This is a genomic window from Curtobacterium sp. MCLR17_054 (assembly GCF_003234335.2).
Lineage (GTDB): Bacteria > Actinomycetota > Actinomycetes > Actinomycetales > Microbacteriaceae > Curtobacterium > Curtobacterium flaccumfaciens.
Genome location: NZ_CP126263.1, coordinates 3,377,690 through 3,401,497, shown reverse-complemented (window position 1 = coordinate 3,401,497; position 23,808 = coordinate 3,377,690). Strand labels below are relative to the sequence as shown.

At 70.5% G+C, this 23,808-nt stretch carries 24 protein-coding genes and 1 tRNA gene; 18 read left to right on the top strand and 7 right to left on the bottom strand.

Annotation, left to right across the window (positions count from 1 at the left end; translation table 11 throughout):
• Nucleotides 1-101: 101 nt before the first annotated feature.
• Complete coding sequence (locus tag DEJ08_RS16100; protein ID WP_071404724.1) at nt 102-1,268, top strand: sensor histidine kinase; 1,167 nt, start codon at nt 102-104, stop codon at nt 1,266-1,268.
• Nucleotides 1,265-1,945, top strand: a complete 681-nt coding sequence (locus DEJ08_RS16095; protein ID WP_027466611.1) for a response regulator — start codon at nt 1,265-1,267, stop codon at nt 1,943-1,945. Before DEJ08_RS16100 ends, DEJ08_RS16095 begins: the two co-directional genes overlap by 4 nt.
• Nucleotides 1,946-2,041: 96 nt before the next feature.
• Here DEJ08_RS16095 and DEJ08_RS16090 read toward each other — a convergent pair whose 3' ends face one another.
• Nucleotides 2,042-2,680 carry a hypothetical protein gene (locus DEJ08_RS16090; RefSeq protein ID WP_071406114.1) on the bottom strand — a complete coding sequence of 213 codons (639 nt, stop codon included), beginning with the start codon at nt 2,678-2,680 and terminating at the stop codon, nt 2,042-2,044.
• A 159-nt stretch (nt 2,681-2,839) separates the two neighbouring features.
• Here DEJ08_RS16090 and DEJ08_RS16085 point away from each other — a divergent pair, with 159 nt between their 5' ends.
• The 4 genes from DEJ08_RS16085 (at nt 2,840) to rlmB (ending at nt 7,097) form a co-directional block, all read left to right on the top strand.
• Entirely contained in the window at nt 2,840-3,322 is a 483-nt protein-coding gene (locus tag DEJ08_RS16085; protein WP_017888066.1) for a CarD family transcriptional regulator, read from the top strand.
• 61 nt (nt 3,323-3,383) lie between these two features.
• Nucleotides 3,384-4,616, top strand: coding sequence for a 2-C-methyl-D-erythritol 4-phosphate cytidylyltransferase (gene ispD / locus DEJ08_RS16080; protein ID WP_111054089.1), 1,233 nt, complete (start codon nt 3,384-3,386; stop codon nt 4,614-4,616).
• Nucleotides 4,617-4,648: 32 nt separating this feature from the next.
• Nucleotides 4,649-6,058 carry a cysteine--tRNA ligase gene (gene cysS / locus DEJ08_RS16075; protein WP_111054088.1) on the top strand — a complete coding sequence of 470 codons (1,410 nt, stop codon included), beginning with the start codon at nt 4,649-4,651 and terminating at the stop codon, nt 6,056-6,058.
• Nucleotides 6,059-6,086: 28 nt separating this feature from the next.
• Complete coding sequence (rlmB, locus tag DEJ08_RS16070) at nt 6,087-7,097, top strand: 23S rRNA (guanosine(2251)-2'-O)-methyltransferase RlmB (protein ID WP_027466607.1); 1,011 nt, start codon at nt 6,087-6,089, stop codon at nt 7,095-7,097.
• A gap of 286 nt (nt 7,098-7,383) precedes the next feature.
• On the opposite strand, the gene DEJ08_RS16065 is transcribed toward rlmB, so the two are convergent.
• Together DEJ08_RS16065 and DEJ08_RS16060 are read right to left on the bottom strand one after the other, a co-directional pair.
• On the bottom strand, nt 7,384-8,685 hold the full coding sequence (locus tag DEJ08_RS16065) for a DUF4032 domain-containing protein (RefSeq protein ID WP_111054087.1): 1,302 nt from the start codon (nt 8,683-8,685) through the stop codon (nt 7,384-7,386).
• An 84-nt stretch (nt 8,686-8,769) separates the two neighbouring features.
• Nucleotides 8,770-9,870, bottom strand: coding sequence for an ABC transporter ATP-binding protein (locus tag DEJ08_RS16060; RefSeq protein ID WP_071244017.1), 1,101 nt, complete (start codon nt 9,868-9,870; stop codon nt 8,770-8,772).
• A 243-nt stretch (nt 9,871-10,113) separates the two neighbouring features.
• On the opposite strand from DEJ08_RS16060, the gene DEJ08_RS16055 reads away from it, so the two are divergent.
• Nucleotides 10,114-11,046 carry a DsbA family protein gene (locus DEJ08_RS16055; RefSeq protein WP_111054086.1) on the top strand — a complete coding sequence of 311 codons (933 nt, stop codon included), beginning with the start codon at nt 10,114-10,116 and terminating at the stop codon, nt 11,044-11,046.
• A 103-nt stretch (nt 11,047-11,149) separates the two neighbouring features.
• Here the strand turns inward: DEJ08_RS16055 and ypfJ are convergent, their stop codons facing one another.
• On the bottom strand, nt 11,150-12,043 hold the full coding sequence (gene ypfJ, locus DEJ08_RS16050; RefSeq protein ID WP_111054085.1) for a KPN_02809 family neutral zinc metallopeptidase: 894 nt from the start codon (nt 12,041-12,043) through the stop codon (nt 11,150-11,152).
• Nucleotides 12,044-12,157: 114 nt separating this feature from the next.
• On the opposite strand from ypfJ, the gene DEJ08_RS16045 reads away from it, so the two are divergent.
• Entirely contained in the window at nt 12,158-13,300 is a 1,143-nt protein-coding gene (locus DEJ08_RS16045) for a glycerol dehydrogenase (RefSeq protein ID WP_111029064.1), read from the top strand.
• A gap of 45 nt (nt 13,301-13,345) precedes the next feature.
• Here DEJ08_RS16045 and DEJ08_RS16040 read toward each other — a convergent pair whose 3' ends face one another.
• Nucleotides 13,346-14,113 carry an NAD(P)H-hydrate epimerase gene (locus tag DEJ08_RS16040; RefSeq protein ID WP_111054137.1) on the bottom strand — a complete coding sequence of 256 codons (768 nt, stop codon included), beginning with the start codon at nt 14,111-14,113 and terminating at the stop codon, nt 13,346-13,348.
• Nucleotides 14,114-14,147: 34 nt separating this feature from the next.
• Here DEJ08_RS16040 and DEJ08_RS16035 point away from each other — a divergent pair, with 34 nt between their 5' ends.
• From DEJ08_RS16035 to DEJ08_RS16025, 3 genes are all read left to right on the top strand, one after another.
• Complete coding sequence (locus DEJ08_RS16035) at nt 14,148-14,933, top strand: alpha/beta fold hydrolase (protein ID WP_071244025.1); 786 nt, start codon at nt 14,148-14,150, stop codon at nt 14,931-14,933.
• Between the two features lie 53 nt (nt 14,934-14,986).
• Nucleotides 14,987-16,018 carry an aldo/keto reductase gene (locus DEJ08_RS16030; protein WP_111054084.1) on the top strand — a complete coding sequence of 344 codons (1,032 nt, stop codon included), beginning with the start codon at nt 14,987-14,989 and terminating at the stop codon, nt 16,016-16,018.
• A gap of 208 nt (nt 16,019-16,226) precedes the next feature.
• Entirely contained in the window at nt 16,227-16,979 is a 753-nt protein-coding gene (locus tag DEJ08_RS16025; RefSeq protein ID WP_284176530.1) for a DUF3800 domain-containing protein, read from the top strand.
• 106 nt (nt 16,980-17,085) lie between these two features.
• On the opposite strand, the gene DEJ08_RS16020 is transcribed toward DEJ08_RS16025, so the two are convergent.
• Together DEJ08_RS16020 and msrB are read right to left on the bottom strand one after the other, a co-directional pair.
• A tRNA-Thr gene (locus DEJ08_RS16020) sits at nt 17,086-17,161 on the bottom strand.
• A gap of 37 nt (nt 17,162-17,198) precedes the next feature.
• Nucleotides 17,199-17,606 (bottom strand): peptide-methionine (R)-S-oxide reductase MsrB, encoded by a 408-nt coding sequence (gene msrB / locus DEJ08_RS16015; protein ID WP_027466599.1) that lies wholly within the window; start codon nt 17,604-17,606, stop codon nt 17,199-17,201.
• A 65-nt stretch (nt 17,607-17,671) separates the two neighbouring features.
• On the opposite strand from msrB, the gene DEJ08_RS16010 reads away from it, so the two are divergent.
• From DEJ08_RS16010 to DEJ08_RS15980, 7 genes are all read left to right on the top strand, one after another.
• Complete coding sequence (locus DEJ08_RS16010; protein ID WP_181437789.1) at nt 17,672-18,145, top strand: GNAT family N-acetyltransferase; 474 nt, start codon at nt 17,672-17,674, stop codon at nt 18,143-18,145.
• Nucleotides 18,145-19,224, top strand: a complete 1,080-nt coding sequence (locus tag DEJ08_RS16005) for a DUF2332 family protein (protein WP_111054081.1) — start codon at nt 18,145-18,147, stop codon at nt 19,222-19,224. The genes DEJ08_RS16010 and DEJ08_RS16005 overlap by 1 nt, the downstream gene beginning before the upstream one ends.
• Nucleotides 19,225-19,320: 96 nt before the next feature.
• Nucleotides 19,321-19,677: a DUF3263 domain-containing protein gene (locus tag DEJ08_RS16000; protein ID WP_239001351.1), complete on the top strand. Its 357-nt coding sequence runs from the start codon at nt 19,321-19,323 to the stop codon at nt 19,675-19,677.
• Nucleotides 19,674-20,285: a LytR C-terminal domain-containing protein gene (locus DEJ08_RS15995; protein WP_071404071.1), complete on the top strand. Its 612-nt coding sequence runs from the start codon at nt 19,674-19,676 to the stop codon at nt 20,283-20,285. Before DEJ08_RS16000 ends, DEJ08_RS15995 begins: the two co-directional genes overlap by 4 nt.
• 193 nt (nt 20,286-20,478) lie before the next feature.
• Nucleotides 20,479-20,682 carry a cold-shock protein gene (locus DEJ08_RS15990; RefSeq protein ID WP_017888049.1) on the top strand — a complete coding sequence of 68 codons (204 nt, stop codon included), beginning with the start codon at nt 20,479-20,481 and terminating at the stop codon, nt 20,680-20,682.
• A 257-nt stretch (nt 20,683-20,939) separates the two neighbouring features.
• On the top strand, nt 20,940-22,562 hold the full coding sequence (groL, locus tag DEJ08_RS15985; RefSeq protein WP_017888048.1) for a chaperonin GroEL: 1,623 nt from the start codon (nt 20,940-20,942) through the stop codon (nt 22,560-22,562).
• 664 nt (nt 22,563-23,226) lie between these two features.
• Complete coding sequence (locus DEJ08_RS15980; RefSeq protein WP_220035433.1) at nt 23,227-23,802, top strand: putative endonuclease domain-containing protein; 576 nt, start codon at nt 23,227-23,229, stop codon at nt 23,800-23,802.
• Nucleotides 23,803-23,808 lie beyond the last annotated feature (6 nt).

Below are 23,808 nucleotides of genomic sequence, written 5' to 3'. Positions count from 1 at the left end.
GGTGAACGAACGGTGACGCGGGGCTGAACGCTTCGCGTTCTGGCCTTCCGCAGACGGTGAACGGTACCGGAACCCCGCATGACCATCCCTACACTGGCGGCATGGACAACGCGTGGCTCGTGCCACTGTCGATGCTCCTCGGCGGGGTCTTCGGCGCGGGCGTCGTGGTGCTGATCATCACCGCCGAGCGGACGGCACGTGCTGCCGACGTGGCGGAGCGGACCCTGCCGGACGGCGTCGCAGCGGTCATCGCGACGATGCACAACCCGGCGGTCGTCATCGACCCGTCGAACACCGTCGTCGCGGCATCCCCCCAGGCCCTCACGGCGGGGCTCGTCGTGCGCCGACGCCTGGTGCACCACGAACTGCTCGAGCTCATCGACCGGGTGCGCAAGAGCGGGGAGATGGGGTCGGAGGACCTCGAGCTGCCCCGCGGCCGCCACGGGGAGCTCATCGGCTACCTCAGCTTCCGTGCCGCCCAGCTCGGCAACCGGTACGTCCTGCTCACGGCGGACGACCTGACCGAGAGCCGGCGCATCGACGAGGTCCGCCGCGACTTCGTCGCCAACATCTCGCACGAGCTGAAGACGCCGATCGGCGCCATCGGTCTGCTGTCCGAGACCCTCGTCCTCGCCGCCGACGACCCCGTGCACGTGAAGAAGTTCGCCGCGCAGCTCATCACCGAGTCCGAGCGGCTCGGAGCGCTGACGAAGGACATCATCGAGCTGTCCCGGCTGCAGTCCGTCGACGCGCTCGAGAACAGCGAGGAGACCGGCATCGACAAGATCGTGCAGGCCGCCATCGACGCGAACGAGGTCGTCGCCCGCGCCCGCTCGATCGAGATCATCCGTGCCAAGAAGTCGAAGCTGCGGGTGATGGGCGACCGCGGGCTCCTGCAGGTCGCGGTGTCGAACCTCATCGCCAACGCGGTGAAGTACTCGCCGGACAACACCCGCGTCGGCGTGGGCGTCCGGTCCTCGAAGGGCTTCGTCGAGATCGCCATCACCGACCAGGGCGTCGGCATCCCCGAGGCCGACCTCGACCGCGTCTTCGAACGGTTCTACCGTGTCGATCCCGCACGGTCGCGCGCCACCGGGGGCACCGGCCTCGGGCTCGCGATCGTCAAGCACGTCGTCAGCAACCACGGTGGTGACGTGCGCGTCTGGTCGCAGCCCGGCAAGGGCTCGACCTTCACCATCCGTCTGCCCGAGGCAGATCCCGAACTGACCACAGCACTCGAAGAGCAACTGGAAGAGCAGCCATCGTGACCAAGATCCTCATCGTCGACGACGAGCCGGCCCTGAGCGAGCCCCTGGAGTTCCTGCTGCAGCGTGAGGGGTACGAGACCTCCGTCGCTGCCGACGGCGTGACCGCGCTGTCGAAGTTCGACGCGGAGAACCCCGACCTGGTGCTCCTCGACCTCATGCTGCCGGGCCTGAGCGGCACCGAGGTGTGCCGGCAGATCCGGACCCGGTCGAACGCACCGATCATCATGCTGACCGCGAAGGACTCGGAGGTGGACATCGTCGTCGGGCTCGAGCTCGGCGCCGACGACTACGTGACGAAGCCGTACTCGACCCGGGAGCTGCTGGCCCGGATCCGTGCCGTGCTCCGTCGCCGGACCGAGGACGACCCGGCGGACAGCGGCATCCTGCAGGTCGGCGGCATCCGGATGGACGTCGAGCGGCACACGGTGTCGGTCGACGGGTCCGAGACCCCGATGCCGCTCAAGGAGTTCGAGCTCCTCGAGCTGCTGCTCCGGAACGCCGGCCGTGTGCTGACCCGCGGGCAGCTCATCGACCGCGTGTGGGGTTCCGACTACTTCGGCGACACCAAGACCCTCGACGTGCACATCAAGCGCATCCGCTCGAAGATCGAGCGGGTCCCGTCGACCCCCGAGATCCTGGTGACGGTCCGCGGTCTCGGATACCGCATCGAGGCCTGAGACGGACGGACAGGAGGCCCGGTGCGAGTCCCTGGGACTCGCACCGGGCCTCCTGTGCGAACGGTCCGGGCGCGGTGTCAGCCGCGCCCGTCGGCGTCAGTTGGTGCCGTTGTCGCCCTCGGACGAATCCGTCTGCGAGTCGGTCGGCTGCGTGCCGGGCACGGCCTCGCCGGTCGACTGTGCGCCGCTCTCGGACGGGGACGTCGAGGTGGGCGTCGGGGTCGGGCTCGGCGCGAGGGTCTGGTACTCCTCCTGCGAGCTCGTCAGCACCGGCACGTTGGCCGAGGTGCCCTCGGCGTCGGGGTAGCTGAAGTAGACCTTCACGAGCGAACCGGGCTTGGCGTCCGCGTTGTCGAAGACGATCGGCTCGGCGTCACCGGCGGTGGTGCCCTGCGTGGTGTCGCCCTCTTGCACGCTCGACTCGTCGTCGCTGCCCGCACCCGCGGCCATGGCGAGGTCGACGTGGGTGTTGGCCGGCACGTCGACGGTCTGGGTGTCGCCGCCGATCTCGATCGAGACGGTGTAGTCGTCCTGGTCGTCGTTGTTCACCAGCGTGCCGATGAAGCGGGCGCTCTCACCGTCGTCCGAGATCAGGAGGGCGTTCCGCACGTCGACCTTGCCGGTCGAGACGTCCACGCCGTCGGTGATCTGCTTGATGTCGACGGTGTGGGCCGGCGACATGAACTCGCACCCGGTGGCGCCGAGCGCGATGGTTGCCGCAACGGCGACGGACACGAGTACCCGAGGTCGCAAGAGATTCCTCCGTAAGTCACGATGGAGACCGGGCGGTCCCCGCGCCCATCCTAGCGATCACCGGGAGGGGTGAGCGTTGAGGGTCCCCTTACCGGAACGGCCCTTGTGGTAAACTGGATGTCTGGGAACGGAGCCTGATACATGCAATTCGAGGTCGGCGAGACCGTCGTCTACCCCCATCACGGGGCGGCAACCATCTCTGAAGTCAAGACTCGCGTCATCAAGGGCGAGGAAAAGGTCTACCTGAAACTGCGGGTGACGCAGGGTGACCTGACGATCGAGGTCCCGGCGGACAACGTCGACCTGGTCGGCGTCCGCGACGTGATCGGCAAGGAAGGACTCGACAAGGTGTTCGAGGTCCTCCGGGCGCCGTTCACGGAAGAGCCCACCAACTGGTCACGCCGCTACAAGGCGAACCTCGAGAAGCTCGCTTCCGGTGACGTCATCAAGGTGTCCGAGGTCGTCCGCGACCTCTGGCGGCGCGATCAGGACCGCGGGCTCTCCGCGGGTGAGAAGCGGATGCTGGCCAAGGCCCGGCAGATCCTCATCTCCGAGCTCGCGCTGGCCGAGAAGACCGACGAGGACAAGGCATCGACCGTCCTCGACGAGGTCCTGGCTTCCTGAGCCTGACGACAGCGCACTGAACGCGACAGCACGAACGACGACCGCACGGTTCCCCGAAGGGGTGGACCGGGCGGTCGTCGTCGTTGCGGCCGGCTCCGGCACCCGGCTCGGCATCGGGACCGCGAAGGCGTTCGTGCCGGTGGCCGGTGCGCTGATGCTCGCGCGGGCGCTCGAACCCCTGTTCGCCTTGCCGTCGCCGACGCTTGTCGTCGTGGTCGCACCGGCGTCGCACCTGGACGAGTGCCGGCAGGTGGTCGGTTCGGTCGCGGGTGCTGCGGTCGCGTACACGGCCGTCGTCGCCGGAGGCACGGATCGCCACGGTTCGGTCGAGGCCGGCCTGGCCGTCCTGCCGGACTCCGTCACCACGGTGCTCGTGCACGACGCGGCGCGGTGCCTCACGCCCGCGGCACAGTTCTCGCGGGTGTTCGACGCCGTCGCCGCCGGTGACGGTGCGGGCGTCGTGCCGGCACTCCCCGTCACGGACACGGTCAAGCGGGTCGACGGTGACGTCGTCGTCGAGACCGTCGACCGTGCGGCGCTCGTCGGGGTGCAGACGCCGCAGGGCTTCCCGCTCGCGGCACTGCGGCAGGCCTACGCGGTGTCGTCGCAGTCCGAGACGGACGACGCCGGGGTGTTCCAGGCAGTCGGGGGCACCGTGCGGTTCGTGCCGGGTGACGCCGACGCCTTCAAGATCACGACGCCGTGGGACCTCGGCCGGGCCGAGTCGATCGTGCGGGCGCGGACCGAAGCTGGTGCTGGTGCTGGTGCTGGTGCTGGTGCTGCGGCTGGTGCCGGTGCGGCGGGTGCCAGCCAGGCTGACGCCGTCGTGGTCCGACTCGGGCTCGGGGTCGACGTGCACGCCTTCGACGACGCCTCGCCCTGCCGCGTCGGGCTGCTCGACTTCCCCGGCGAACCCGGCCTCTCCGGGCACAGCGACGGTGACGCTGTGGCGCACGCGGTGTGCGACGCCCTGCTCTCCGCCGGGGGCCTCGGCGACATCGGCGGACGCTTCGGCACCGCTGACCCGCAGTACGCCGGCGCCACGGGCGACGTGTTCGTGCGCGGCGCGGTCGCGCTGCTCGCCGACGCCGGGCTCGTGCCGGTGTCCGTCACCGTGCAGGTCATCGGCAACCGGCCGCGCATCGGCCGCCGCCGCGACGAGATGCAGGACGCCCTGTCCGCGGTCGTCGGTGCGCCCGTCGCCGTGTCCGGCACGACGACCGACGGGCTCGGGTTCACCGGCCGTGGCGAGGGGCTCGCGGCGATCGCCACGGCACTCGTGCGTCCCTCCTGAAACCGCGGCCCCGCGCCGATTAGGGTTGAGGCGTGACCGTTCGCCTCTACGACTCCCGCGCCGCAGCCGTCGTCGACCTCGTGCCCCTGGTCGACGGACACGTGAGCGTCTACGTCTGTGGTCCGACGGTGCAGTCGTCGCCGCACATCGGGCACCTGCGGTCCGCGCTCGTCTACGACATCTGGCGTCGGTGGCTCACCCACCGCGGGTACCGGGTGACCCTGGTGCGCAACGTCACCGACATCGACGACAAGGTCCTCGACCTGGCGGCAGGCACCGACGAGGAGTGGTTCGCCCGCGCCTACCGGGTCGAGCTCGAGTTCACGGCCGCGTACAACGCCCTCGGCATCCTGCCCCCGACGTACGAGCCCCGCGCCACCGCGAGCGTGCCGCAGATGCACGAGATCATCCAGCGCCTGATCGACCGCGGGCACGCCTACGCCGCCGACGACGGCTCGGGCGACGTCTACTTCGACACCGGCAGCTGGGCCGACTACGGGGTGCTCACCCGGCAGCGGCGCGAGGACATGGTCGAGGCCGCCGACGCCGATCCGCGTGGCAAGCGCGACGCCCGTGACTTCGCGCTCTGGAAGGGTGCGAAGCCCGGCGAGCCGTCGACGGCCAACTGGGACTCCCCGTGGGGCGCAGGCCGCCCGGGCTGGCACATCGAGTGCTCGGCGATGTCGCGCCGGTACCTCGGCCCCGCGTTCGACATCCACGGCGGCGGGCTCGATCTGCGCTTCCCGCACCACGAGAACGAGCTGGCGCAGTCCACGGCCGCCGGGGACCCGTTCGCGTCGTACTGGCTGCACAACGGCCTGGTGACGGTCGAGGGCCAGAAGATGTCGAAGTCGCTCGGCAACTCGATCTTCGCGGCGGACTTCCTCGGATCCGCCCGTCCCGCCGTCGTCCGCTACTTCCTCGGTGCCGCCCACTACCGCTCGTCGATCGACCACCACGAGGGCTCACTGACCGAGGCCGAGGCGGCGTACGACCGCATCGCCGGGTTCCTCGAGCGCGCCGAGACCCGGCTCGAGGGCGTCCACCTCGCCGACGCCCCGGTCGTGCCCGAGGCCTTCGCCGCGGCGATGGACGACGACCTCTCCGTGCCCCAGGCCCTGGCCGTGCTGCACGAGACCGTGCGCACCGGCAACGCTGCACTGGACGCCGACGATGCGGAAACGCTCGGGACCGCGTACCATCAGGTGGCTGCGATGGTGGAGGTGCTCGGCATCGACCCGCGAGCCGACCACTGGTCGGGCGGCGGCCACGACACCTCGGCAGGCCCGCTCGCCGCCCTCGTCGAACGCCTCGTGCAGGAGCGCGCGGACGCCAGGGCAGCACGGGACTTCACCGCGGCCGACCGCGTGCGCGACGACCTCGCCGCCGCGGGCATCACGATCGAGGACACGCCGTCCGGAACACGCTGGAGCATCGCCTGAACACGGCAGTGCCGAACAGGAGCTACGCATGAAGAACGTCTCGGGAAGCAAGAAGGGTCGGCCCGGCGCCGTCCGCACCGGTCGCAAGGGCAACAAGCAGGTCGGCTCCGGCGGACAGGGCGCCCAGGCGCTCGAGGGTCGCAAGCCGACCCCGAAGGCCGAGGACCGCCCGTACCACCCCGCCGGCAAGCGCAAGGCCGCGAAGGACCGCTTCGAGGCGGCCAAGGGCCGTCACGGTTCCTCGAGCACCCCGCAGGGTCGCACGGGCCGTCCGCCGGCACGCAAGACCGACGACTCCGAGCTGGTGACCGGGCGCAACTCCGTGCTCGAGGCCCTGCGCACGAAGACCCCGTCGTCGACGCTCTACATCGCGTCGCGCATCGAGGTCGACGACCGCGTGAAGGAGATCCTCGCGCTCGCCAACCACCGCGGCGTGCCGATCATCGAGCTCATGCGTCCCGAGCTCGACCGCATCACCGGACACGACAGCGTGCACCAGGGCGTCGCCCTCAAGGTGCCGGCGTACCAGTACGCCGTGTCCGAGGACATCGTCGAGCAGGCCTTCTCGCGTGACCAGGTCCCGCTGCTCGTCGCACTCGACGGCATCACCGACCCCCGCAACCTCGGCGCGATCATCCGCTCGACCGCGGCGTTCGGCGGACACGGCGTCATCGTGCCGCAGCGTCGTTCGGTCGGCGTGACGGCGTCGGCGTGGAAGACCTCGGCCGGTGCCGCGGCACGCACCCCCGTCGCGATGGCCCCGAACCTCACGCAGACCCTGAAGTCGCTCAAGTCGATGGGCCTGTTCGTCCTCGGCCTGGACGGCGACGGTGACGTGGAGCTCGACGGCCTCGAGCTTGCCGACCGTCCGATCGTGATCGTCGTCGGTTCCGAGGGCAAGGGCCTGTCGCGCCTGGTCACCGAGACCTGCGACGCGATCGTGTCGATCCCGATCTCGAGCGCCACCGAGTCCCTGAACGCCGGTATCGCCGCGAGCGTCACCCTGTGGGAGGTCGCGCGGCGCCGTCGCACCGCGTAGCCCCAGCACTTCGTGTGCAGGAATGGTCGCCTCCCCGAGCGGGAGGCGACCATTCCTGCTCACGGTGGCAGGCGGGGTTGGGCGTGACGGCCTGGAGGCCCGGCGCCGGTCTCCGGGACGCGGGCCGGGCCTCCAGGCGGTCGCGTTGCCGACCCCCGAACGGTCAGGACGCGTTGGCTGGTGCCCGCCGTGCGGTCACGAGTCGTCGCTGCGCGACGCCGCAATCGACGGTCTGCGACCGGTCGGCGCCCACCCGGCGGGGTGTCGTGACCGAGCGGGGACCGCGTCAGACCGTGGCGCGCCAGTCGTCGACGTCGTCGGACTCGTCGTCGTCGTCCAGCACCGGGATCGGCACGGTGATCGACGAGGTCGGCGGGTTGATGAGCAGGCGCTCGTCGCGACGGTGTCGGAGCACGTCGTTGATGTAGGCGGTCGTGGCCTCGGGCAGCGAGACGGAACGCTCCTCTTGCTGGGACATGAACCAGCGGTGCTCGAGCAGCTCGTGGAACACCTCGGCGGGTTCGAGCCGACCGCGCAGGTCACGGGGGATCGAGCGGACGACGGGCTCGAAGACCCGTGAGACCCACTCGTGCGCCACCATCTCCTCGTCGAGTTCGTCACGGCCGTTGCGGGCACGGTACGAGTCGAGGTCGTTGAGCAGGCGCCGCGCCTGGTTCTCGCCGGCGTCGAGCCCGGTGAGGCGCAGCAGTCGGCGCTGGTGGTGCCCGGCATCGACGACCTTCGGCTGGATCCGGACCTGCGAGCCACCCTCGGTCGTGTGGATCGACAGTTCCTCGATGTCGAAGCCGAGCTCGTTCAGGCGCTCGACGCGGTCGTTGATGCGCCAGCGTTCCTTGATGTCGAACTGCTCGGTGCCGGTGAGCTCGGTCCAGAGCGTCCGGTACTGGGCGACGATGCGGTTCGACACGTCCACGGGGTCGGCGTTCTCGTCCAGTCGACCGCCGGCCTCGAGGTCGAGCAGCTCGCCGGCGATGTTCACCCGGGCGACCTCGAGGTCGTTCTCGCGCTGACCGTTCGACAGCCCGCCGGGGTAGAGCTTGCCGGTCTCGGCGTCGACCAGGTACGCGGCGAAGGCTCCGGCGTCGCGCCGGAACAACGTGTTCGACAGGGACACGTCGCCCCAGTAGAAGCCGATGACGTGCAGGCGGACGAGCAGCAGCGCGAGGGCGTCGACCAGACGGGTGGCGGTCTCCGGGCGCAGCGTCTGCGAGTAGAGCGCGCGGTAGGGCAGCGAGAACCGCAGGTGGCGGGTCACCAGCACGGGGTGCAGTGGTTCACCGTCGGCGTCGACGCGGTTCGTGATGACCGCGACCGGGTCCACGCACGGCACGTCCATCCGCTGCAGGGTCCGGAGCATCTCGTACTCGGACCGGGCGACCTCTTCGCCGGTCTCCTTCACCGCGGCGACGTACCCGCTCAGGTGCACGAACCGCACGAGGTGCCGCGAGATGCCCTTCGGCAGCGCGACGATCGTGTCGTCGGGCCAGTCGGCGAGCGGCAGGTCCCACGGCAGGTCGAGCAGGCCGGGGTCGACGGTGGCGGCGGTGATGGACATCGAGTCGGGCACGGTGGTTCCTCTGGTGTCGGGGACAGCCGAGAGCCCGCGTCCGCCCTTGTGAGGCGGGCACGGGCTCTCGGGGGAGTGCGCTGGTTACGCGCTGACGACGGCCTTGTCGTCGAGGCGGTCGCCCGACTCGGTGTCGAAGGCGTGGACGTGGCCCTGCTTCGGCGTGATGACGATCGTGTCACCGATCGACGGGTGTGCACGACCGTCGACACGGGCGACGATGTCGGCGCGCTGGCCGTTCACGTCCGCGTGACCGTAGAGGTAACCGTCGGCGCCGAGCTCCTCGACGACGTCGACCGTGACGGGCAGGCCCTCGCCGGACTGCGAGACGATGACGTCCTCGGGGCGGATGCCGACCGTGATCTGTGCGGCACGGGCGTTCGACAGGGTGTCGCGGTCGATCGCGTGGTTGAGCGTGCCGAACTTGATGCCGCCCTCGATGACGTCGGCGGGCAGCAGGTTCATGGCCGGCGAACCGATGAAGCCGGCGACGAACACGTTGTTCGGCTTCTCGTACAGGTCGCGCGGGGTGCCGACCTGCTGCAGGATGCCGTCCTTGAGCACCGCGATGCGGTCACCCATGGTGAGGGCCTCGGTCTGGTCGTGCGTGACGTAGACCGTGGTGACGCCGAGACGACGCTGCAGCGACGCGATCTGCGTGCGGGTCTGGACGCGGAGCTTGGCGTCGAGGTTCGACAGCGGCTCGTCCATGAGGAACACCTGCGGCTGACGGACGATCGCACGGCCCATCGCGACGCGCTGACGCTGACCACCGGAGAGCGCCTTCGGCTTGCGGCCGAGGTAGTCCTCGAGGTCGAGGAGCTTGGCGGCTTCCTGCACGCGGGTGGCGCGCTCTTCCTTGCCGACGCCGGCGATCTTGAGCGCGAAGCCCATGTTCTCGGCGACGGTCATGTGCGGGTACAGCGCGTAGTTCTGGAACACCATCGCGATGTCGCGGTCCTTCGGCGGGACGTCCGTGACGTCGCGGTCGCCGATGCGGATCTGACCGGAGTTGACCTCTTCGAGGCCGGCCAGCATGCGGAGCGAGGTGGACTTGCCGCAGCCCGAGGGGCCGACGAGGACGAGGAACTCGCCGTCGGCGACGTCCAGGTCGAGGGAGTCGACCGCGGGACGGTTGCCTCCGGGGTAGAGACGGGTTGCCTTGTCATAGGTGACGGACGCCATGAGCGTTCGGTCCTTCCTTCACCGGCAGGTACGTGCCGGACGATCCGAGTGAAGCGGTGTGCCCGTACGGGCCCCGGACAGTCGCCGTCGACTGTCGAGGTTCATACAACACGAGTTCACCCGGGTGCGCCAGTGTTTTCCCCCTTGGTCGGCGGCTTCCCAGAGCGCCCCACTACAATCGCCGGGTCCGTCCGCCGAGCAGGGGAACGCCGAGCGGACACCGATCAGGAGGACGACGCACCGATGAACAACCGCCCCGAGGGTGCCGCCCGCGCCGCGCGGAACGAGCGCCGTGAAGCCGCCCGCCAGCGAGCCCAGCGTGCCCGGACCCAGCAGAAGCGACGCCAGCGTGGTGTCCGGCTCGGCCTGCAGATCGGGCTCGGGGTCGTGCTCCTCGCCGCCGCGACGATCGTCACGCTCGTGCTGGTCGACTCCGTGAAGCCCGCCGGCCCGGGCCCGTCGACCATGTCGCAGGGCGGGATCACCATCGGGCAGGGTCTGAAGCCCGTCGCGGCGTCCGCGTCCGGATCGGCCTCCGCGTCGCCGAGCAGTGCCGCGACCGAGGGGGCCGGCACCGTCCGGATCACCCTGTACGTCGACTACCTCTGCCCGGGCTGCGGCCAGTTCGAGCAGGCGAACGGCGACTACATCAAGGACCTCGTCGACTCCGGTGCGGCCACGGTCGACATCCACCCGGTCGCGGTCCTGTCGAACCGCTCGCAGGGCACGAAGTACTCGCTCCGCGCCGCGAACGCCGCCGCCTGCGTCGCCGAGCACTCCCCGAACCAGTTCTACGCGGTGAACCAGGCGCTCTTCGCGAAGCAGCCGGACGAGGGCACCCCTGGTCTGACCGACGCGGAGCTCACCGACGTCGTCACGGGCGTGCAGGGGCTGCAGGAACGGAGCGCCGTCCGGAGCTGCATCGCCGACCAGGACTACGCCAAGTGGGTGGACGAGCAGACGACGGCGGTGTCGGACGGCACGATCCCCGGGTCGACGCTCAAGGAGTTCCCCGGCACGCCGCTCGTGCTCGTGAACGGGCAGCGGTACGAGCTGACCTCCCCGGTCACGAACGACGACTTCCGCACCTTCGTGGTGACGGCCGCCGGGGCGACCGACGCCACCCCGACGCCCACGCCGAGCGCGACCCCCACGCCCACGCCGACCAAGCGCTGACGGCCGGACGAGCGCTGACGTCTGAACGAGCGCTGACGCGCTGACCACGGACGGGAGGCCCGGTGCCAGCTGGCACCGGGCCTCCCGTGGTTCGACGGTGCGGCTACAGGGCCGAACCCGGGATGCTCAGGGTGTCGCAGCTCGTCGCGCCCTGCTGGTAGCCCCGCAGGAACCAGCGCTGTCGCTGCTCGCTCGACCCGTGCGTGAACGAGTCCGGGTCGACGCGGCCGGTCGCGCGCTCCTGGATGCTGTCGTCGCCCACGGCGCTCGCCGCCGACAGGGCGTCGGTGATCTGGGAGCGGGTGATCGGTTCGAAGAACGTCTCGCCGTTCGCGTCCTTCGTCGTGGCGGCGTCGCCGACCCAGGCCCCGGCGTAGCAGTCAGCCTGCAGCTCGACGCGGACGCTGCCCGACGACGCCCCTGTGCCGGAGCGGTCGGTGTTCGCGAACGACCCCTGCAGCTGCTGGATGTGGTGCGCCCACTCGTGCGCGACGACGTACATCTGCGCGAGCGGACCGCCGGACGAGCCGTACTGCGACTGCAGGTCGTCGTAGAACGCGGTGTCCAGGAAGACCGCACGGTCCGGTGGGCAGTAGAACGGGCCGGTCGCGGCCGAGGCCTGCCCGCACGAGGTGTCGGTGGAGTCCTGGAACAGGAAGAACTCCGGTGCCGTGTACGAGATGCCGAGCGACCGCGCCTCGGACGTCCAGTAGGCGTCGAGCGACTCGGCCGCGCCCTCCATCCGGCACTCGACGCGCAGGTTGGCGTCGCGCCCGGTCCGGCACTCGGGGGCGGCGTCGACGGACTCGCCCCCCTGCTGGATCGTCGTCAGGCCGTTGCCGCCGCCGACGATCCCGCTCACGTCGACGCCGGTGAACTGCAGGATCAGGAACACCACGATGGCGCCGACGCCCACGGCGCCTCCGCCGATCGCCGTGGTGCGACCCCGCCGCTTGACCTTGCCGCCCCGGAGTTGCGAGTCGTCGTTGAACGTCATGGTCCCGAACCTACCGATCAGCACCTCCCGATCAGCGGCCGCGCGTACCGTCGGCGGCGTCGGCCACCCCGACACCTGTCGTACACCTGTCGTACAACCGGAAGGAACCGCACGATGGCCACTCCCATCAGCACCGTGATGAGCCCCGCCCGCTACGTCCAGGGCAAGGACGCGATCACCCGCGTCGGCGAGTTCATCGCCCCGATCGGCAAGCGGCCCCTGATCGTCGCCGACGACGTGGTCTGGGGCATCGTCGAGACCGCCGTCTCCGAGAGCTTCCGGTCCGCCGACCTGGCCGTGGAGCGTGTCGGGTTCGGCCGCTTCGCCACCCCCGAGGCCGTCGACGAGCTCGTCGAGCAGATCCGTGCGACGGACGCCGACGTCATCGTGGGGGTCGGTGGAGGCTCCGCGATCGACGCCGCGAAGGCCGCTGGGCACCTCGCCGGCATCCGGTGGGCCAGCGTGCCGACGGCTGCGTCCACCGACGCCCCGACCTCGGCGCTCGCCGTCATCTACACCGCCGAGGGCGAGTTCATCGAGTACCGCTTCTTCCCGCACAACCCGGACCTGGTGCTCATCGACACCAGGCTCGTCGCCAACGCGCCGGTGCAGTTCCTGGTCGCGGGCATCGGCGACGCGCTGGCGACCTGGGTCGAGGCCCGTGCCGCGAAGCGCGCCAACGCCGACACCATGGCCGGCGGCCTGCAGACCCAGACCGGCGTCGCGCTCGCCGAGCTGTCGTGGAAGCTCCTGCACGAGAACGCCCTGCAGGCCATCGAGGCCGTCAAGGCCAAGGTCGTCACCCCGGCGCTCGAGAAGGTCGTCGAGGCGAACACGCTGCTGTCGGGCCTGGGCTTCGAGTCCGGTGGGCTCGCCGCCGCCCACGCGATCCACAACGGGCTGACCGCGGCTCCGCAGGCGCACGGCCTGGCCCACGGGCAGAAGGTGAACATCGGGACGATCGCCCAGCTGGTGCTCGAGGGTGCCCCGGCCGAGGAGATCGAGGACTTCGTCGTCTTCACCACGAAGGTCGGCCTGCCGAACACCCTGACCGAGATCGGCCTGACGGTCGACGACCGCGACGTGCTGCGCGCCGTGGCCGAGGCCGCGACGGTGGAGGGCGAGACCATCCACAACATGCCGTTCCCGGTGACGCCGGAGCTCGTGGTCGACGCCCTGGTCGCGATCGAGGGCATCGCACGCAGCGTCCGCGCCGAGCACGGTCTGCCGGAGCCCGTGCTGTACGAGCACCACTGACGTTCGAGCAGCACTGACGTTCGAGCAGCACTGACGGGCGAGGGGTCAGGTGCGGATCAGCGGCTCCATCGTCGCCAGATCCGCACCGATCCCGACGTCGACGAGTTCGATCCGGCCGGCGAGGGTGGCGGCGGGTCCGGTCAACAGGCCGGCCTTCACACCGCCGAAGGTGACGGTGACGTCGGCGTGCAGGACGTGGTCATCCGCGACGCCGCCGGTGTCCACGTCGATGCCGCTCGGCACGTCCACCGCGACCACGAACGGCGCACGCTGGTCGCGGGCGAGCTCACGGATGGCGTCCACGACCTCCCGCGCGGGGGACCGCAGTGCGTTCGCGCCGTGCACCCCGATGCCGAGGATGCCGTCGAGCACCAGGTCTGCCTCGAGTGCGGCCTCGGTCGCGACGTCCGCCAGGCGTTCGCCGTCGCTCCGGCCGGCGGCTCGCAGGATGTCCGCCGCCCCGCCCGCGTTCGGTCCCGAGGCGCCGGACGGGCCGTCCAGCAGACGCGCGCCGGCGTCCAGCGCCGCTGCCAGGCCGGCCTCGTGGACACGGGAGCCGACGCGCAGGACCGCCACGTGCCTCCCGGCCGCTGCCAGGCGAGCGCCCGCGAACAGGGCGTCACCGCCGTTGTCGCCGCTGCCGGCGAGCACGAGGACGGATCCCGGCCCGTCGACCGGCCGCACGGCCGGGTCGTCCAGCAGGTCGCCCACGATGCGCGCGAGCCCGTCGGCGGCCCGTTGCATCAGGGGTTCCCCCGCGTCGAGGTGGGGGCGTTCCGCCGCCCGGATCTGATCGCCGCCGTAGCCGTCCATGGCCACCACACTGCCCCGATACGCTTGAGAGGACATGTCACTCGTCCCCGAAGCGCCCCGCCCCCGGTTCGTGATGTCGCCCGACGGGCTGCGACTCGCGACCTACGACTTCGGCGACCCCGACGCCCCGGCCGTCATCGCGGTGCACGGCTTCGCCTCCGGTGCGGTGCTCAACTGGCACGCCTCGGGCTGGACGCGGCACCTGGTCCGTGCCGGGTACCGGGTCCTGGCGCTCGACCAGCGCGGGCACGGCGCGAGCGCGAAGCCGCACGACCCCGGTGCGTACTCGATGGACCTGCTCGTCGCCGACGTCACCACGGTCATCGACACGTACCTGCTCGACGACGTCGCGTTCCTCGGGTACTCGCTCGGCGCCCGCGTCGGCTGGCACACCGCCGAACGGCTGCCCGGCCGGATCTCACGTGCGGTGTTCGGCGGGATCCCGGACGCCGACCCGATGCGTCGCGTCCGCGTCGACCAGGCGAAGGCGTACATCGCCGACGGCACCCCCATCGAGGACCGCGTCACGAACGGCTACCTCACGATGGCGGGCAACGTCGAGGGCAACGACCTCGGCGCGCTCGTGGCCATGGTCGAGGGGATGCGGAACAGCATCGAGCCGACCCCGGAGAACGCCCCGGCGCAGCCGCTCCTGATCGCCGCCGGCAGCGAGGACGGCATCCGCGACAGCGCGGTCCGGCTCGCCGAGGCCGCGCCGGACGCCACCTTCTTCGAGATCCCCGGGCGCAACCACTTCAACGCCCCGACCTCGCGGCCGTTCCGCGAAGCAGCGCTGCGGTTCCTGTCCGCCCCGCGCTGAGGGGTACTCGTGGGTCCCCTCGGTCGGACGGCACCGGGCGTACCGTCCCCGCCATGGACTACAGACTCCTCGGCAACAGCGGGACATCGGTGTCGACGCTGACCCTCGGCACCATGACGTTCGGCAGCGAAGCCGACGAACCCACCTCACACGCCATCCTCGACGCCTTCGTGGCCGCCGGTGGCACGCTCGTCGACACGGCGGACGTCTACTCCGGCAACGAGTCCGAGCGGATCATCGGCCGCTGGCTCGCAGCACACCCCACCGAGGCCGCGCAGGTCGTCCTCGCCACCAAGGGCCGGTTCCCGCAGGGCGACGGCCCGAACGACCTCGGCCTGTCCCGACGACACCTGCGCGTGGCCCTCGACGCCTCGCTCGAGCGGCTCGGCGTCGACCACATCGACCTGTACCAGATGCACGCGTGGGACGCCCTGACCCCCATCGACGAGACCCTGCGGTTCCTCGACGACGCCGTGGCCGCCGGCAAGATCGGCTCCTACGGGTTCTCGAACTACCTCGGCTACCAGGTCACCAAGGCCGTCTACGAGGCGAAGGCCCACGGCTGGGCGCCACCCGTCACCCTGCAGCCGCAGTACAACCTGCTCGTCCGCGACATCGAGCACGAGGTCGTGCCCGCCTGCCTCGACGCCGGCATCGGCCTGCTGCCCTGGTCGCCCCTGGCCGGCGGCTGGCTCTCCGGCAAGTACCAGCGCGACGAGGCCCCGACCGGCGCGACCCGCCTGGGCGAGAACCCGCAGCGCGGCATGGAGGCCTGGGAAGCCCGCAACGGTGACGAGCGCACGTGGGAGGTGCTCGACGCCGTCTCCGAGGTGGCCGACGCCCACGACGCGTCGAAGTCGCAGGTCGCACTCGCCTGGCTGCTGGCCCGTCCCGCGGTCACGAGCGTGATCCTCGGCGTCCGCACCCTGTCGCAGCTCGAGGACAACCTCGGTGCCGCGGACCTGGTGCTCACCGACGACGAGCTCGACCGGCTGACCGACGCCAGCGCGCCCCGCATCGACGACTACCCCTACGGCACGGCCGGCGTCGCGCAGCGGGAGCGGAAGATCACCGGCGGGCGCTGAGCGGACAGGACCCCGGCGCGTTCGTGCACATCGTGCGGATTTCCGCGGATGTGGGGTCAGGGTGTGGACGCGCGGGTCGGTGAGGTGTCATCCTCGTCGCACGACCGGCTGGTTACCGCGTCCAGCGCCCGGAACGCCCCCTGATCCGCGTTCCGTGTGCCGATGCCCCGGGCGAGACTTCGCCCGGGGCATCGCTTCATCAAGGGCAGTGCGTCGCACCCCCTCCACACCTTCTGTACGGCAGTATTCCACCGTGCTGCTCTGCTTCGTCGACGAATCCTTCAAGCCGGACCTCTACGGCTTCGGCGCCGTGATGGCGGACGCGGCACAGACCCGCTGGCTCACGCATCGCATGCACGAGATCGTCGCGGCGCTCGAGGAGTACGGCGTCGAGGCGCAGGCCGAGATCCACGCCCATCCGATCTTCCACGGGAAGGGCGCTTGGAGCGCCGTCCCGCCACGCGTGCGCGTGAAGGTGTTCCTCGACGTGGTCGAAGCCGTCGTGACTTCCGGAGCAACCGTGCTGCTCCGAGGGTGCCGCCCCGGGCGGTTGCGTCGGTACCAGGACGCGCGGGGCTTCCGTGATCGGCACTCGCCGGAACAGGTGGCCTTCCAGCACCTCCTGCAGCGGGTCGACGGGAAGGCCGGTGAGATGGGTGTGCACGCGCTCGTCATCGCGGACGAACGGTCGGATCGAGACCGGCACCGTGAGCGCTTCGCGGTGTACCAGGCCTACGGGACTCCCGGAACGTACATGCAGACCCGGCTCGAACGGTTGCTCGACACCGTTCACTTCGCGCCGAGTCACCACTCACGCATGCTGCAGGTCGCCGATCTCCTGGCGTTCGTCTGGGTGCGCTCGCGGACGGTGGAGGAACGGGATCCGCGGCAGGCGCGTGTCCTCGCCGCGCTCGTCGACGACATCGAACGGTGCGCGTACCAGCCCGGCGTCTGGCCCTGAAACTGGTCGACCGGCACCAGGGCCCCGGACGCACGACAGCCCCGCTCGAGGCGGGGCTGAAGGCGGTGCGGGCGGCGAACGAGTCGCGGCCTGCGCATGCAGTATATGGGGCCGGCAGCGGGACTTGAACCCGCAACCCCCGTATTACAAGTACGGTGCGCTACCAATTGCGCCATGCCGGCTGACGCCGCTCATCTTACCGGTGAGGGCGTCCGGGGCTCACTCGCCCGACTTCTCCGAGAAGTTCAGCGAGATCGAGTTCATGCAGTACCGGTCACCCGTGGGGGTGCCGAACCCGTCCGGGAACACGTGACCCAGGTGCGAACCGCAGTTCGCGCACCGGACCTCGGTGCGGGCCATGCCGAGGGAGTTGTCCTCGATGAGCTGCACGGCGTCCGGGTTCACCGACTCGTAGAACGACGGCCAGCCGCAGCCGGAGTCGAACTTCGTGCCGCTCTTGAACAGCTCCGCGTTGCAGGCCGCACAGGTGTAGACGCCGGCGCGCTCCTCGTCGAGGAGTTCACCGGTCCACGGTCGTTCGGTCCCCGCCTGGCGGAGGACGGCGTACTGGTCCGGGGAGAGCTCCTCGCGCCACTGGGCGTCGGACTTGTCGACGTTGTATGCCATTGGTTCCTCCTGCTTCCGGCCGGGCTGTTCCGGGCACTCCCGACCACTTCACTAAACTCGCCACGATGTCCGAGCATTCCGTGCACCACGCCCGCTGGACCCGTCTGACGACGGACGAACTGTACGGCATCGTCGTCCTGCGCAACCGCGTGTTCGCGCTCGAGCAGCGGGTCACCGCCGAGGACTTCGACGGCCGTGACCGCGAGCCCGACACCGAGCACTGGTGGTTCGGCACGGACACCGATGCGGTTGGGTACCTGCGGCTCATCCGCCCGGCAGCCGACGAGGTCCACCCCGACGGCGCAGCGTCGCCGGCGTGGGTGATCGGCCGGGTCGCGACCGACCCCGGGCACCGTGGACAGGGGATCGCCGGCCGGCTCGTCGCCGCCGTCCTCGACGAACACGGACACGACCCGTTCGTCCTGCACGCCCAGGAGTACGTCGCCGCCCTGTACGAGCGGTACGGCTTCGTGCGGTTCGGGGAGCCGTACGACGAGGCCGGCATCCGACACGTCGGCATGCACCGGCCCGGACGCTGATGGACACCCGCGCCCGGTACGACGCGTACGCCGACCGCATCCAGGCGGTCTCGCCGTCGTACGCGGCCTGGGCACGGTCGCTCGACGACTCCCTCGTCGCGCTCCTCGCCGAGGTCCCCGAGCAGCAGCGGCAGCCGGAACTGTTCTTCGCGGTCGCGCGACGGCTGGGCGCGGACCCGTCGGACCCGGGTGCGCTGCGCGCGCTCGGCCTGGAGGCCCGCCCCGCGCTGGTCGCGGCCCTCGCCTCCGCCACGGTGCAGGCCAACGACCCGCAGCGGCTCGCCCCGGTCGTCCCGCTGTTCGCGGCACTCGCCGAACGGTCCGCGCGGCCGCTCGGCCTGGTCGACGCCGGGGCCGCCGCCGGACTGTGCTCGATCCCGGACCGGGTGACCCTGGAGTACCGGACGTCGGAGTCCCGGGTGCCGGCGGAACGCGCCCCGGTGCTGTCGTCGCGCCCCGACTCCTCGGGGCGCGACGACCACGGCGGGGCGCGCGGCGAGCTCGTCCGGATGCACACGGCGGTCGACGAACCCGCGGTCCGTCTCGTCGCGGACGTCTCCGGGGTCCTTCCGGCTCCGGCGAGCAGGCCGATCCGGATCGGCGCCCGGGTGGCCCTCGACCCGAACCCGATCGACCTGTCGGTCCCCGGTGCGTTCGACCGGCTGGTCGAGGCCGTCCCGCCCGAGGCGTCGGACCGGACCGCCCTGATGCGCGCGGCGGCGTCCGCGACGCTCACCGTGCCTCCCGTCCGGATCCGGGGCGCGCTGCCCGGCGACCTCGACCGTGCACTGGACGCCCTGCCGGACGACGTCGAACCGGTCGTCCTGACCACCGGGACCCTGGTCTACGTGCCGGGCGCGGACCGGCAACGGTTCGTCGACGGGATCCGAGCGCGAGGCGTGCACTGGATCGCCCTCGAACGCACCGGGATCCTGCGCGGGGTGGCGGCGACGCTGCCCGACGACGTTGACGCGGCGGATCCGGACTCGTTCGCGACGGTCTCGCTCGACGGGGTCGCGGTGGCCATCTCCGACCCGTTCGGTCGGCGTGTGCGCTGGTTCCGCGCGCCGAACCTGTGACCGGTGTTCGCGACAGTCCAGCGCCGTGCCAGGGTCCGGATCGACTCCACCCCTACGATGTGCGAGACCCGTTACCCGACCGTGATCGGAACCGCAGTGACCAGCCCCACCGACGAACGCAGCGTCGACGAGCTCCGTGCTGACGAGCTGCGTGCTGACCAGCTCGGTGCTGACCAGCTCAGTGAGCTCGCGAAGCACGTGCTGACGTTCGAGCAGGACCGGGCACGGCACGACCGCACGAAGGAAGCGGAGATCCGGGTCGAGTTCGAGATGTCGGCGGCGCGCTACTACCAGGTGCTGAACCGCGTGATCGACTCGCCCGCGGCACTCGCGTACGACCCGCAGCTCGTCAGCCGGCTGCAGCGGCTCCGTCACGCGCGCACCAGCGCCCGGGCGACGCGCAGCTTCGTCGCGCCCGGTGCGGCTCCCGAAGGACGTGAAGAGGAACGATGAGCACGAGATTCCCCCGAGACCGGTTCGACGACGTCGCCGACGGCCCGCGGGTCGGTGCGCACCGCGGTGCCCAGCGTCGCGGCCGTGGCTGGATCGCCTTCGCCTGGGCGGCGCTCGCCACCGGCGTGCTCGTCGGCATCGGCGTGCTCGTCCTCGCGCTGCTGAACGGCAGCTACTCGTTCAACAGCTCGGATTCCCCCTCGGCCTCCACGTCGGCGTCCGCCACCGCGAAGCCCTCGGCGACGTCCAAGCCGTCCGCGTCCTCGTCGGCCGGTTCGGGCTCCGCAGGGTCGGGGTCGGGCAGTGCTGCGGCCGCGACGCCGGCGCAGCAGGGCACCACCACCGTCGTCGTCCTGAACGGCACGACCACCACGGGCCTCGCCAGCCGAGCGAGCGCGGCGCTGACCGGCGCCGGCTGGCAGGTCGCCTCCACCGGTGACGCCGGCACGACGGGCTCCACGTCGACGATCGTCTACTACCAGCAGGCGTCGCAGGCGGCGGTCGCGCAGGGCATCGCGAAGCAGCTCGGCGTCACGGCCGTGCAGCAGTCGGCGGCGTTCCCGAACGCCGACGTGAGCGTCGTCCTCGGCGCCGACTACACCGGCTGATCGGTCGTTCTGCGGGCCGTCGCGCCGCGTTTTCCGCGCATTGTGTGACGGCCGTGTTTCGAGCACGTTGATTTCTGACGGAATCGACGTGAAACAACGTCACACCTCTTGCCTGATCGGACGGGTTCGGTCAGAGTCCCATGCAGACGACGATCACGTCGTTCCGCACTGCAGTACCAGGGAGCAAGAGATCATGGCCAACGGAACCGTGAAGTGGTTCAACGCTGAAAAGGGCTTCGGCTTCATCACCGTGGATGGAGGGGGCCAGGACGTGTTCGTGCACTACTCGGCCATCGACATGTCGGGTTACAAGGTCCTCGAGGAGGGCCAGGCCGTCGTCTTCGACGTCGGCACCGGGTCGAAGGGCCCGCAGGCAGAGTCCGTCCGCCCCGCCTGAGCAGCACCACTTCCAGAACGCGCCGTCCCGTCAGGGGCGGCGCGTTCGTCGTGTGCGGGGACGGTGACCGGTGCCGGGAGCGCGACCGCGGCGGTGGTGCGGGGTCCACCGGACGCGACGTGTCCTGGGAAGTCGTCACGAGCCTCCCGACTGTGTTGCACTCACACCCGGCGAGTGCCAGAATCGGCGTTGGCACTCGCTCACGCTGAGTGCCAGCACGACCCCCAAGACGACGTCCGGGAGGGACGAAAAACCACATGGCTAAGATCATTGCTTTCGACGAGGAGGCCCGCCGTGGCCTCGAGCGCGGCCTGAACCAGCTGGCCGACGCCGTGAAGGTGACGCTCGGCCCGCGCGGCCGCAACGTCGTCCTCGAGAAGAAGTGGGGCGCCCCCACGATCACGAACGACGGTGTCTCCATCGCCAAGGAGATCGAGCTCGACGACCCGTACGAGAAGATCGGTGCGGAGCTCGTCAAGGAGGTCGCCAAGAAGACCGACGACGTCGCCGGTGACGGAACGACCACCGCGACCGTCCTCGCCCAGGCGCTCGTCCGCGAAGGCCTCCGCAACGTCGCCGCCGGTGCCGACCCCGTGTCGCTCAAGCGCGGCATCGAGAAGGCCGTCGCCGCCGTCTCCGACCAGCTCCTCGCCAACGCGAAGGACATCGAGACCAAGGACCAGATCGCCGCGACCGCGTCGATCTCGGCCGCTGACCCGACCATCGGCGCGCTCATCGCCGAGGCCATCGACAAGGTCGGCAAGGAAGGCGTCGTCACCGTCGAGGAGTCGAACACCTTCGGCACCGAGCTCGAGCTCACCGAGGGCATGCGCTTCGACAAGGGCTACCTGTCGCAGTACTTCGTCACCGACCCCGAGCGTCAGGAAGCCGTCTTCGAGGACGCCTACATCCTGATCGTCAACTCGAAGATCTCGAACATCAAGGACCTCCTGCCGGTCGTCGACAAGGTGATCCAGGCGGGCAAGCAGCTCCTGATCATCGCCGAGGACGTCGACGGCGAGGCCCTGGCCACGCTCGTCGTGAACAAGATCCGCGGCATCTTCAAGTCCGTCGCCGTCAAGGCTCCGGGCTTCGGCGACCGCCGCAAGGCCATGCTGCAGGACATCGCGATCCTGACCGGTGGCCAGGTCATCTCGGAAGAGGTCGGCCTCAAGCTCGAGAACGCGACGCTCGACCTGCTCGGTCGTGCCCGCAAGGTCGTCATCACCAAGGACGAGACCACGATCGTCGAGGGTGCCGGCGACGCCGAGCAGATCGCCGGCCGTGTCCGCCAGATCCGTGCCGAGATCGAGGCGACCGACTCCGACTACGACCGCGAGAAGCTCCAGGAGCGCCTCGCGAAGCTCGCCGGTGGCGTCGCCGTCATCAAGGCGGGTGCCGCGACCGAGGTCGAGCTCAAGGAGCGCAAGCACCGCATCGAGGATGCCGTCCGCAACGCGAAGGCTGCCGTCGAAGAGGGCATCGTCGCCGGTGGTGGCGTCGCCCTCATCCAGGCCGGTGCCGTCGCACTCGAGGCCCTCGAGCTCGAGGGTGACGAGGCGACCGGTGCGAACATCGTCCGCGTGGCCATCGACGCGCCGCTCAAGCAGATCGCGCTGAACGCCGGTCTCGAGCCGGGCGTCGTCGCCGCCAAGGTCCGCGAGCTCGAGTCGGGTTGGGGCCTCAACGCCGCGACCGGCGAGTACGTCGACCTGATCGCTGCTGGCATCATCGACCCCGCCAAGGTCACGCGTTCGGCGCTGCAGAACGCTGCGTCGATCGCCGGTCTGTTCCTGACCACCGAGGTCGTCGTCGCCGAGAAGCCCGAGCGCACCCCTGCTGCTCCGGCTGGCGACCCGACGGGTGGCATGGACTTCTAAGTCCGCCTGACGGAAGGGCCCCGCACGCTGCGCGTGTGGGGCCCTTTTGTGTGTGCGGTCGGGCCGGTTGGGCCGAGATTGCACGAACTGCCGCTTCGCGGAGGCCGTCCCGGCAGTTTGTGCGACCACGGCGTGCTGGAGACGGCATGTTGCGCGATCAGCATGAAGCGCACAGGAGGCCCGGCACCGGTCGTTCTCCACAGATGTGTTCCCGAGGGGGTCGCGCGGGCAGCCGGGTCGCGACACTCGGGACATGCCGAAGCCTCGTCCGCTCCCTGAGACGCTCGACTCCGCCGGCTTCCTGGTCCGTGACGCCATCGGGTTCGGCGTCGATCCGGGTCGTCTCCGTCGACGTGATCTCGTCCGTCCCGTGCATGGCGTCCGGTCGACCGACGCCACGATGTCGATCGTCGCGGCAGTCGGCCTGGTGCTCCGTCCGGACCAGTACCTGAGCCACACGACGGCCGCCGCGCTGTGGGGAGCACCGCTCCCGCACGGTGCCGAAGTCCCCGTCCACGTCACGACCGACGGAACCGGCCCGGTGATGCGACGTCCACAGGTCAAAGGACACCGTCGCCGGTCCGGAGCTACCAGCTGCGAGCGGCAGGGGATGCGGCTCAGCACTCCAGAGCTTGCGTGGCGGGAGTGCGCCGGTCTGCTCAGCGTGCAGCAACTCGTCGCGGTGGGCGATTTCCTGGTGGGCAAGAGCGGACTCTGCACGATCGACACGCTCGCCAAGAGCATCGTGCCCGGATCTCGGTGGATCGCGGTCGCTCGTGCCGCGATCGCGCGGGTGCGCGTCGGTGCCGAGTCACCGATGGAGACCTGGCTTCGGCTCGCCGTGGTGGACGCGGGCTTCCCCGAGCCGGAACTGCAGGTCGAGGTGTCGGATCACCACGGCCGGTTCCTCGGACGCGTGGACATGGCCTGGCCGGAACGTCGGATCGCGTTGGAGTACGACGGCGATCACCACCGCGAGCAGGATGTCTTCCAGTACGACCAGCGGCGTGACAACGGTATGGCGGTCAACGGCTGGCTCGTCCTGCATGCGACGCGGGCTGATGCCGCTCGCCCTGCTGTGCTGTTCGAGCGTCTGCGCTGTTCGAGCGTCTGCGCCAGGCCTTCGTCTCGCGCTCGTCGTGACGTCGGCGGGTTGTCCCTCCGAAGGGTCCGACGCTTGCTTGCGGCGGTCGCACAACACGCCGTGCGTTCGTCACCCAGGTCGCACGTTGCGCCGTGAGAGCGC

Excerpts from the sequence above, each read along its gene's own strand:
- DEJ08_RS15990 (WP_017888049.1), top strand. The coding sequence starts at position 20,479 with ATGGCCAACGGAACCGTGAAGTGGTTCAACGCTGAAAAGGGCTTCGGC.
- DEJ08_RS16010 (WP_181437789.1), top strand. The coding sequence starts at position 17,672 with ATGTCCGAGCATTCCGTGCACCACGCCCGCTGGACCCGTCTGACGACG.
- DEJ08_RS16045 (WP_111029064.1), top strand. The coding sequence starts at position 12,158 with ATGGCCACTCCCATCAGCACCGTGATGAGCCCCGCCCGCTACGTCCAG.
- DEJ08_RS16085 (WP_017888066.1), top strand. The coding sequence starts at position 2,840 with ATGCAATTCGAGGTCGGCGAGACCGTCGTCTACCCCCATCACGGGGCG.
- DEJ08_RS15995 (WP_071404071.1), top strand. The coding sequence starts at position 19,674 with ATGAGCACGAGATTCCCCCGAGACCGGTTCGACGACGTCGCCGACGGC.
- DEJ08_RS16040 (WP_111054137.1), bottom strand. The coding sequence starts at position 14,113 with ATGGACGGCTACGGCGGCGATCAGATCCGGGCGGCGGAACGCCCCCAC.
- DEJ08_RS16005 (WP_111054081.1), top strand. The coding sequence starts at position 18,145 with ATGGACACCCGCGCCCGGTACGACGCGTACGCCGACCGCATCCAGGCG.
- DEJ08_RS16100 (WP_071404724.1), top strand. The coding sequence starts at position 102 with ATGGACAACGCGTGGCTCGTGCCACTGTCGATGCTCCTCGGCGGGGTC.
- DEJ08_RS16035 (WP_071244025.1), top strand. The coding sequence starts at position 14,148 with ATGTCACTCGTCCCCGAAGCGCCCCGCCCCCGGTTCGTGATGTCGCCC.
- rlmB (WP_027466607.1), top strand. The coding sequence starts at position 6,087 with ATGAAGAACGTCTCGGGAAGCAAGAAGGGTCGGCCCGGCGCCGTCCGC.
- msrB (WP_027466599.1), bottom strand. The coding sequence starts at position 17,606 with ATGGCATACAACGTCGACAAGTCCGACGCCCAGTGGCGCGAGGAGCTC.
- DEJ08_RS16030 (WP_111054084.1), top strand. The coding sequence starts at position 14,987 with ATGGACTACAGACTCCTCGGCAACAGCGGGACATCGGTGTCGACGCTG.
- DEJ08_RS16055 (WP_111054086.1), top strand. The coding sequence starts at position 10,114 with ATGAACAACCGCCCCGAGGGTGCCGCCCGCGCCGCGCGGAACGAGCGC.
- DEJ08_RS16060 (WP_071244017.1), bottom strand. The coding sequence starts at position 9,870 with ATGGCGTCCGTCACCTATGACAAGGCAACCCGTCTCTACCCCGGAGGC.
- groL (WP_017888048.1), top strand. The coding sequence starts at position 20,940 with ATGGCTAAGATCATTGCTTTCGACGAGGAGGCCCGCCGTGGCCTCGAG.
- ypfJ (WP_111054085.1), bottom strand. The coding sequence starts at position 12,043 with ATGACGTTCAACGACGACTCGCAACTCCGGGGCGGCAAGGTCAAGCGG.